The organism is Streptomyces sp. CO7, assembly GCF_053474865.1.
Genome location: NZ_JBRIOU010000173.1, coordinates 1 through 8,789, shown reverse-complemented (window position 1 = coordinate 8,789; position 8,789 = coordinate 1). Strand labels below are relative to the sequence as shown.

General features: G+C 71.7%; 10 protein-coding genes. 5 read left to right on the top strand and 5 right to left on the bottom strand.

What is annotated here, in order from left to right:
- Positions 1–86: 86 nt before the first annotated feature.
- Entirely contained in the window at positions 87–317 is a 231-nt protein-coding gene (locus ACOV8S_RS31810; RefSeq protein WP_448321975.1) for a hypothetical protein, read from the top strand.
- 31 nt (positions 318–348) lie between these two features.
- Positions 349–846 (top strand): hypothetical protein, encoded by a 498-nt coding sequence (locus ACOV8S_RS31805; RefSeq protein ID WP_448321973.1) that lies wholly within the window; start codon positions 349–351, stop codon positions 844–846.
- A gap of 179 nt (positions 847–1,025) precedes the next feature.
- Here the strand turns inward: ACOV8S_RS31805 and ACOV8S_RS31800 are convergent, their stop codons facing one another.
- A complete protein-coding gene (locus ACOV8S_RS31800; RefSeq protein WP_448321971.1) occupies positions 1,026–1,328 on the bottom strand; it encodes a hypothetical protein in 303 nt (100 codons plus the stop codon).
- Between the two features lie 635 nt (positions 1,329–1,963).
- Here ACOV8S_RS31800 and ACOV8S_RS31795 point away from each other — a divergent pair.
- On the top strand, positions 1,964–2,545 hold the full coding sequence (locus ACOV8S_RS31795) for a sigma-70 family RNA polymerase sigma factor (protein WP_448321969.1): 582 nt from the start codon (positions 1,964–1,966) through the stop codon (positions 2,543–2,545).
- A gap of 182 nt (positions 2,546–2,727) precedes the next feature.
- Entirely contained in the window at positions 2,728–2,955 is a 228-nt protein-coding gene (locus ACOV8S_RS31790) for a hypothetical protein (RefSeq protein WP_448321967.1), read from the top strand.
- Between the two features lie 206 nt (positions 2,956–3,161).
- On the opposite strand, the gene ACOV8S_RS31785 is transcribed toward ACOV8S_RS31790, so the two are convergent.
- The 4 genes from ACOV8S_RS31785 to ACOV8S_RS31770 form a co-directional block, all read right to left on the bottom strand.
- The gene (locus ACOV8S_RS31785) at positions 3,162–3,497 is read right to left on the bottom strand and encodes a beta/gamma crystallin domain-containing protein (RefSeq protein ID WP_448321965.1); all 336 of its coding nucleotides are present in this window, start codon (positions 3,495–3,497) and stop codon (positions 3,162–3,164) included.
- A 431-nt stretch (positions 3,498–3,928) separates the two neighbouring features.
- A complete protein-coding gene (locus ACOV8S_RS31780; RefSeq protein ID WP_448321963.1) occupies positions 3,929–4,708 on the bottom strand; it encodes a YqjF family protein in 780 nt (259 codons plus the stop codon).
- A 254-nt stretch (positions 4,709–4,962) separates the two neighbouring features.
- A complete protein-coding gene (locus ACOV8S_RS31775; protein ID WP_448321962.1) occupies positions 4,963–5,442 on the bottom strand; it encodes a Dps family protein in 480 nt (159 codons plus the stop codon).
- A 172-nt stretch (positions 5,443–5,614) separates the two neighbouring features.
- Positions 5,615–6,484, bottom strand: a complete 870-nt coding sequence (locus ACOV8S_RS31770; RefSeq protein ID WP_448321960.1) for an RICIN domain-containing protein — start codon at positions 6,482–6,484, stop codon at positions 5,615–5,617.
- 475 nt (positions 6,485–6,959) lie between these two features.
- Between ACOV8S_RS31770 and ACOV8S_RS31765 the strand changes: the two genes are divergently transcribed.
- Positions 6,960–8,789: BTAD domain-containing putative transcriptional regulator (locus tag ACOV8S_RS31765; RefSeq protein ID WP_448321959.1), on the top strand; the 1,830-nt coding region annotated here is incomplete at its 3' end.

Below are 8,789 nucleotides of genomic sequence, written 5' to 3'. Positions count from 1 at the left end.
CCCTTGTGGAGCCGCCGGCCGCCTCCGGGAGGCCGAGGGCTCCGCCCACCGGAAATCCACCGCACCCGAGCACTCGAGGAGTACGGATGAACAGGAAGACCACTCGCGCCGCGGTCGTCGGCACCGCAGCCCTCTTCGCCGCCGCCCTCACGGCGGGCCAGGCGTCCGCCGCCGACACGCAGCCCGCACGGATCACCTCGGTCCAGCAACTGCAGGAGAGCATCCTGCGGGCCGCCGCCTTTGAGCAGGAGACGGCCGCCGGAGCCGAGCTGGGCGGCGACCCCGTCGGCAAGGCCGCCGACCTGACCCGCTCCTGACGACGGGACGGTGATCACCGTGGCAGAGCGGATGTCATCGCGGACCTGGTGCCCCAGCGGGGACCCGCATGCTCCCGAGGCCGTCGCCCTGGGCGTCCGGTCGGGGCAGGACGGCGGCGTCGTCTACCTCGCCGACCCCGTTCCGGCCTCCCAGGTCCTCGGCATGGTGCCCGAGGGCGTCGAGCCGCGCCGCGTCCTGCGGTTCGCCTCGCACTGCGCGTCGAACTGCGTGAACCGCCGTGGGGACGACTGCACCCTGGTCGAACGGGTCCTGGCCGCCCCGGCCGCGACCGGGACCGCTGTGCCACGGTGTCACCTGCGGACGCAGTGCCAGTGGTGGAGCCAGACGGGCGTGGAGGCGTGCCGCCGCTGCCCGGCGGTCTCCACCCTCCACCTGGCCGCGGACCGTCTCGGCGAACTGATGGCCGACCCGTCCACCACCCGGGCGCAGTTGGACGAGTGGATCGCGGCCAACCCCGCCGGGGCCGCCGCTGCCCGGGCCACCGGAGCCGCCGTGACCGGGGGCTGACCCGCGCACAGGGCACCGGCGTCGGCGACGGCGTCCGGGGGGCGGTGGCACGACACGCCCCCCGGACGCCGTACTCGGCTCCGGGCAGCGTCGCCGTCCGTGCCAGGGGCGGGAGGTCCGCTCGCCGCGTGAGGAGTCCCGGATCTCGGCGCCCGGAACGCCTCCGACTTCGCCACGGGTCAGGCGGATCCGTTGTAGTAGAGGATGTCCCAGGGGTTGCGGCTGCGCTCGTCCGCGTACACGTTCCTGTTCATCGACCGAAACAGCCGCGTGCCGTCCTTGCGCTGGCCGGCGCGCTCGAAGTCCTTGTCGCCGAATCCCGTGACGCAGGCGGTTCGCGAGATGTCGATCTTGTAACCCGTTTCGTGGCCGTACGGGCCCTTGGCGTGAACGCCGCGCTCGTTTCCCCCGGTGACCGTGATGTTCGAGCACTTGCTGATCCGCTTGAAGCGGATGAGCGGGACGACGGGTTGACCGTGCACCGAGTGCGGGCACGAAGCCGCCGAAGGCCCGTGCGGGTCGCGCGGGTCGCGCGGGCAGGACCGGAAGTGCTCATCCGGCGCGCTCGTCCGCCTCGGCCACGGCTTGCGGTGCCTTCTCGTTGCTGATGAAGTCCCCTCGGCCGCGGGCGGCTCCATCGCGACCACTGCCCTCCCGCGCGCTTCGACTGCTCACGCGACGGTCCGGGTCGCCGTGGTGCTCCATCGGGCAGGAGGAGTTGACCTCGCCCGCCGCGGCGTGTGCGCGCAGCGCCCGGCGGGCCACCCCGAGTGCGGCCCCGTCGTGTCGTGGAGTACCCGGCCGTCAGGCCGGTCGCCCGCGAAATCCGCTGGCCGAGCCAGGCGCAGCGGTCTTGAAGGATTCGGGAGCGAGCTCCACCGCCTGCCCCTCGACGAGCTCGGCGCACCGCGACCCGCACGGCCGCGGGTGCGCGATCGCCTGCGTGACCGTGCGGATCGTGAAAGGCCGGCCTGCCAGGTCCGAGCCTGTGGGGCTCGCTCCGGCACGACAAGGAGACGACAAGGTTGGGCCAAGCCCGTCCGGAGAGCGTTGGCCCACTTCCCCGCTCGCGTGGGAAGCACGCCACGAAGCACTTGAACAGGATTGGGCGCCACCCATGAACGGGATCACGGCAGCGGGGACCACCAGCCTCGCTCCGAACCGAACGCACACCCGGCACATCACGACGGATGCCGACTGCGACGCATTCATCCAGGACATCTACCGTCAGTACGGGCCCTTGCTGGTCCGCTATGCCGCGCGGCTGCTGGACGGTGACTGGCACAAGGCCGAGGACATACTCCAGGAGACCGCGGCCCGCGCCTGGAAGCACGCCCGATTCCTGGGCACCCGCGGCGAGCACATCCGGCCGTGGCTGTACACCGTGGTCAAGAACCTGGTCATCGACCACCATCGGGCCCGGCAGATCCGGCCTCTGGAGCTGGTTCCGGTCAAGGAGCTGGGTCCCGCGTCGGACGGCACGGAGTCCGCGCTCACTTCCCATGTGGTGCTGGACGCCTTGCGGGATCTGAACGAACAACAGCGGACCGTCATCCAGCTCATGTACTACCTGGAGTGCAGTGTGGCCCAGGCGGCCGAGCACCTCGGGGTGCCGCCCGGTACCGTCAAGAGCCGCGCCTTCTACGCCATGCGGGCACTGCGCAGGGCTCTCGCGGACCGAGGCGTGCTCGGCGAGTAGCCACGGTTCGGACCCGGCTCCTCCTGACCGCAGGAGAGAGGCTCGCCCCGGACCCGCCGTCGCCTGGTTCCGTCCCTCCCGGCCCCTGTCGGGCGGCCCGTGCGGGTCCCTCCGATTGGCCGAACCGGCCCGGCCCGGGACGGGGTGCGGTGAACCGGTGCACGAGTGGGGACGTGACAGGCATGGCAGCCGGAGCCGAGGTCGAAGGAGACATCGTGAACTGCGAACGGACCAAGGAAGAGTTGGCCGTACAGGCCCTGACCAGGGGCAGAAACGGCGAGGAGCTGGATGCCGCGATCGCCGAGCATCTCGGCCGCTGCGCGGAATGCTCGGCCGAACGACAGCAGCTCGCCGAGGTCGCTTGGGTCCTGTCACATGTCGATCCAGATAAGCGCAAGCGGCTTCCGTAGGCGGAGGGGTGCACGACCGCTCCGCAAAGGGGCGGAGTCCTCCGCGTCTCGGTCGGTCGGTGCTGCCGCGTCGAGGCAACCGGTAACGGTCACCTCGACGCCGGCGCCCCGATGTGACCGGACGCCCCCCCGGCCGCCCTGCCACGAACCGACCGCCTGAGTCCTCGCCGGCGAGGACCCGCAGTCACCTCACGCGGCGCCGGGTGTCACCAGATCCTGATTTTCGTGATCTTGTGGATGGGGGCGATGTTACCGAAATGCCACTTGTCCACGGTCATGCTCCTCGCCGACCCGCCCAGCGTCTGCACGTACGTGAACGTGACCTTGTTGTCCCCGGTCCAGATCCGGTCCACGCCGTAGATCGCCACGCTCTGCTCGCCCGCGTTGGCGAAGCAGAGGTCGCCGCCTGCGTTGTGCAGCAGCAGGATGCCCAGTCCCTGGCAGTCGGCGCGGTTGATGGCTGACGCCGACGAAGCGGGCAGCACAACGGCCATGGCTCCGGCCGCCGCGACTACTGCGAGGCGTGTGATGAAGCGCTTCACTGGTGTGTTGTTCCTTTCACTGTGGTGTGGTGCCGCCGAGGGCCGCAGCGCACGGCGGCATCGCAGGGGCGCGACGTACGCACGTCCCATCGGCGCAACGTGGAGGAGACCACCCCGGTTCACCACGTGAGCGTCCTTCTTCGGACGCGGTCCCGATCTTTCTCGATGCCTGTCGGTCCCTCGCACGAAGACGCGTCTCCAGGCTCCCGGCAGAGCGCCGGAACCGGTCGCGCACGGCGGCGCCGGGCGCCGCCCGGCCACTCCACCCCGAAGGTCGGGAGCGCCACGGAGGGAGGACTCTCACGGGCTCGCCGTGCCCTCACCTTGCGCCGCCTGAGCGGTGTGGGCCGGACTCGGTGGCTGTCTGTCCGAGCCGCCCAGCAGCCGGAGCGGAGAAGCGTCGGGGGGCAGGTGCCCGGCCGTGCGTCCTGTCAGGGGGTTGGGATGCCGGCGGGCCGTGCCGGGCGGCCGAAGCGAACCGGCACCCCCGGGGAGTACAGCACGCTCACCGGTGGGCCGGTGGGTGTCTGCAGGCCCGCGGCCTGTATCAGGTCCTCGTCGCAGGCGAGCAGCTCGGCGCGGTGCAGGGGCCAGCGGGGATGGGTGTTCGGCAGGTACAAGGAGCGACCGAAGAAGGCGTTGTGCATGCCCCAGCGTGCGGTGAGGAACTGCTCGAGCTCGCTCGGCTCCGCGACGGGCTCGCCGACGCGCATCGTGATCATGCTGTGCGCTCCGCGCGGACCTGGCCAGCGCCGCTTGCTGGTGTAGGTGAGGGTGTCCCCCGCACGTTCGACGGACATTCGCGACCACAGGTAGGGCAGTCGGAAGAACGTACGGGCCACCGCCACCGGGATCAGGCGGGAGGCGTCGAGGGAGCGGAATACCACGCCCCGGCGACCGTGCTCGTCGACCGAGTACAGCCGGACATTGGTTTCCGGGAAGGTGCCGAGATACGGGATGCCCGGAAGCCTGAACCAGCCCACCCGATGCATCCGGAAGGCGACGAGGCCGACGTAGGTGACGCCGTCCAGGGTGTCCGGCACGACCCCGGCGGGCAACAGCCCGGACAACTCGTCAGGATCCACCGCCCAGTGGAGGAAGGCGAGGTCGAGCCACGACTGGGTGAGCAGCGGTCGGGCCGTGTCGCCGGGCGGGTCCGGAGCGATGACTTCCGGGGGGACCGCTTCCGGGGAACGTGGGGTGAACGGCACGGGACCAGTGTGTCAGCATGCCGGTCGGCAGGCCCGTGGACCGCGGACGCGGCTGATCCGGAGCCCCTCCCGCCGCCGGGTTCCTATGGGCCGAACGCCGGGAGGGGCTCCGGGCCGAGACCGAGCAGGCACCGTACGCCCTGCGCCCGGCCACGGCCGTCGCCTGCGGCGCTCAGCCTTACCGGAAGCGCGCCGAAGGTGACGACTCACCTGCCACCCGTTCAGCAGGCCAGGGCCGGTGGGTGGTGGCTATGTCAGCCGTGCTGGGCTGTGGTGGCGGCGAACATCCAGCGGTGCTTCTCCAGTTCGGCTGTGGTGGAGACGAGCAGGTCCTGGGTGACGGCGTCGGTGTCGTCCAGGGTGTCGATGTGTTCGCGCAGGCGGGTGGTGGCGGTGTCGAGGGCGTTGACGACCAGCGCGGTGGTTTCGGTGTCGGGGATCCAGCCGTGGTCGGGGGTGGGGAGCGTGAGGGTGGAGGCGATGGTCTGCGGGCGGCCGTCCGGGGGGACGCCGATGGTCGCGGCGCGTTCGGCGACCGCGTCGGCCATCACGCGTGCGTCGGCGACGAGTTCGTCGAGCTGCAGGTGCACGGAGCGGAAGTGGGGGCCCACGGTGTTCCAGTGGGCCTGCTTGCCGACGAGTGCGAGCGCGAGGAGGTCGGTGAGGGTGTTCTGCAGCGCGTCGCCGGCAGTCTTTCGGGCGGCGTCGGACAGTGTGCTCTTGATGGTGGTCATGGGCGGTTCTCCTTGTGGGCTGGTGTGCGGTGGTGCGGGGCGGTGCCACCGCCGACTCCGGTGCCGGTCGGCGACCGCGAGCGCGGAACGCTGACACATCCCTTCGGCTCAACGTGGAGTCGGGGTGTCCGGTTCACGAGCACGTGGACCGTGCCTGAGCGCTGCAGGCGGGTCAGCGCCGGTGCCACGTCTGGTTGGCGGTTCCGGTGCAGGGCCACAGGATGACGGGGGTGCCGTTCGTGGACTTGGCGTCGTAGACGTCGGCGCACTTGGTGGCGATCCGGGCCACGAGGTCGTCCACGGCATTCAGCTGGAACTGCTGGCTCGCGTCACCGTCACAGGTTGCTGTCCGGATCGCGGTGCCGTTGGACTTCGAGGTGGTTGCGAGGTCCATGCACAGGCCCTGGGAACGGATGGTGCCGTCGGGACGGAAGTCCCACATCTGCGCGGCGGCCCCGGTGCAGGTCCGGATGGTCAGCTGAGCGCCGCCCCCTGCTGTCAGACACTTGCCCGACTGCAGGCCGACGAGTGCGGAGATCTGATTCCCCGCGTCGGTAGCGGGGTCGGTAGCGGTGTCGGTGCCGTCCCGCCGGGAGGCCCCTGTAGTCGCCGTGGGAGTGGCGCCACCGCCGTCCGAGCCCCGGTCCGCCCCGGCCTCACCACCCTCCTTCTTCCGGCCCTTGTCCTCGTCCCTTGCTCCGGTGGTGCCGTCGGCCGGGTGGTCGGAGGGCAGGAGGGCTCCCGGGCGCGATTCCTGCCGCCCGGTACCGAGCGCGTCGTTGTCCGCCTCCTGCCGGGCGGGTGAGGGGCGGTGCCGATCGCCGGGGCCCGACAGCAGGAGGGACAGTGGGACGAGAGCGACACCGGCCAGCGCCACCGCGACGACCAGGACTCTTCGTGCACGGCCGGAACCCGGGCCGCCCTCCGCGCCCTCCTCGTGCGCGGTGCCGGGCGAGGGCTGCCCCTGCGAGTGGGTCGTGTCCGCCTCCGGCTGGTTGCCGAAGCTGGACGAGGCTCGGCGGACCGCGTGAAGTGCACGCATGGCAGCTGTGTCAGGCCCTTGGCCCTGTCGCACGGGCGGACGCGGCGTGTCGGTGGGCCGACCGGCGCGAGTCCGGATCGGCAGTGGCCTGGGGGAAGGGCGGTTACCGGATCCTCGCGGGGCGCCGGTGGGGTCCGCACCGTTGGTCTCGGGGGACATGACGGTGTCTCTCAATCGTCCGATGAAAAGGCAGGCGGTTGGCCGGAGGCTCGCCCTGCCCACGCCGTTCGTCGCCCGACGTGAGCGGACCGTCCTCGCCCTGCAGGGACGACGTGGTAGCGGGGCTTCTGGTTCATGTCGCAAGACAGCCGGCGTCGGGCCCGCTCGTCCTGCAGTCGCCGGCGTTCCCCGCACGGCGCATCGACGATGCATGACTTCGTGAGACGCGACGACGCCGAGCGGCTGAGCACCCCTAGCCTGTTCCGGACCACAGGTGGGCGGGAGCACCAGCACGGGGGAAGGAACGCAGTCGGTCATGGCAGGGTTGGACGACATCCGGAGCCGAGAGTCGGCCGAGCTGGTCGCGTCCGGTGAACGCGGCGTCCAGATCGCGATACTGGGGCCGCTGGTCGTGCGGCGCGACGGCGTGACCGTCGACCCGGGGCGACGCAGACAGCGGCTGCTGCTGATCCGGTTGCTGCTCGCCGACGGTCACTCGGTCGCCCAGGACACCCTGTGCGAGGACCTGTGGCAGGGGCGGCCTCCCGCTTCGGCGATGCCCTCGCTGCACACGGATGTCAGCAAACTACGCGCGGTGCTGGAACAACGGCCGGCGAACGGGCGGTTCGAGACCCTGGTGACCGAGCCGGCCGGGTACGCGCTGCGGGTACCACCCGAGGCTCGGGACACGGTGCGCTTCGGTGCGGCGTTCACCCAGGCCCGTCAGGAGTTCGCGGCCTCCCGGGTCGGGGATTCCCTGCGTACCGTCGAACGGGCACTGGGGATGTGGCGCGGTGCCGCCCTGGCCGACGCCGCCGACCACCCGTTCGCCGGTCCGGAGGCCACCCGCCTGGAGGAGTTGCGGCAGAGCGCCGCCGAACTGCTGGCGGCCGCCCTGCTGCTGGACGGGCAGCTCCCGCGGGCTGTGGCCGAGGCCGAGCGACTGACCTCCGCCCAACCGCTGCGCGAGAGCGGCTGGGCCCTGCTCCTGCGCGCCCTGTACCTGTCAGGCCGCCATCCCGAAGCACTGCGGCGTTACCAGGACGTGCGTCGATACTTCGCCGAGGAGCTCGGCGTCGACCCCGGGCCCGAGCTGCGTGCCCTGCACGACGGCATCCTGCGCCACGACCTGCCTGCCTTCACCTTGTCCGGGCTGACGGAGGGCGTGCCCACCGTGTCCGTCACGCCACGCCGACCGGGGTCCCCGGCCGCCGACGACCTCTCCGGTCCGGGTGCGCCTCCCACCGCGAGGAATACGGACCAGGGACTGCCCGACGGCACACCGGACCCGCGTACCGGTCCGCGGTCGCTGCCGCCGGCGACTCCCGCGCAGCTGCCCAACGACCTCGAGGTCTTCGCCGACCGGGAGACCGCGTCCGTCCCCACCTCTGGCGCGGGCGTTCTGCCGATGCGTCCTGGGACGGGTGCGGCGCGGGTCGTGCTCATCGGTGGTGCCGCCGGGGTGGGCAAGACGACCTTCGCGGTTCACCACGCCCATCGGGCCGCCCACTTCTACCCCGACGGGCAGCTCTTCGTCGACCTGTGCGGCTTCCATCCCCGGACGCCCGCACTGGATCCCGCCGGCGTCCTGCACAGCTTCCTCACCGCCCTCGGCGTTCCCGACCGGCTCGTCCCGGAGGACACCGCTGCCCGCGCCGCCCTGTTCCGCAGCACACTGGCCGGGCGACGCGTCCTCGTCGTGCTGGACAACGCCCGCGACGAGGAGCAGGTACGGCCGTTGCTGCCGAACGCGCCCGGCTGCCTGACACTGGTCACCAGCCGCAGCCGGCTCACCGGGCTGGTCGTCGGCGAGGGTACGCGTCCCCTGCTCCTGGCGCTTCCCTCGGAGACGGAGGCGTACGAGATACTGGCTCGCCGTCTCGGCACCGAGCGCCTCGCGGCGGAACCTGATGCCACCGCCGACATCATCCGGCGGTGCGGACGCCTGCCCCTGGCCTTGGCGGTCATCGCGGCTCGTGCCGTCCTGAACCCGGCCTTCCCCCTGAGTGTCGTCGCCGACGAGCTGCGCGGAACCGACGGCGGGCGCCTCGACGCCCTCACCACGTGCGACGACGGCACCGACCTGCGAGCCGTCCTCTCCTGGTCCTACCGGTCGCTGGACGCGCCCGCAGCCCGGCTCTTCCGT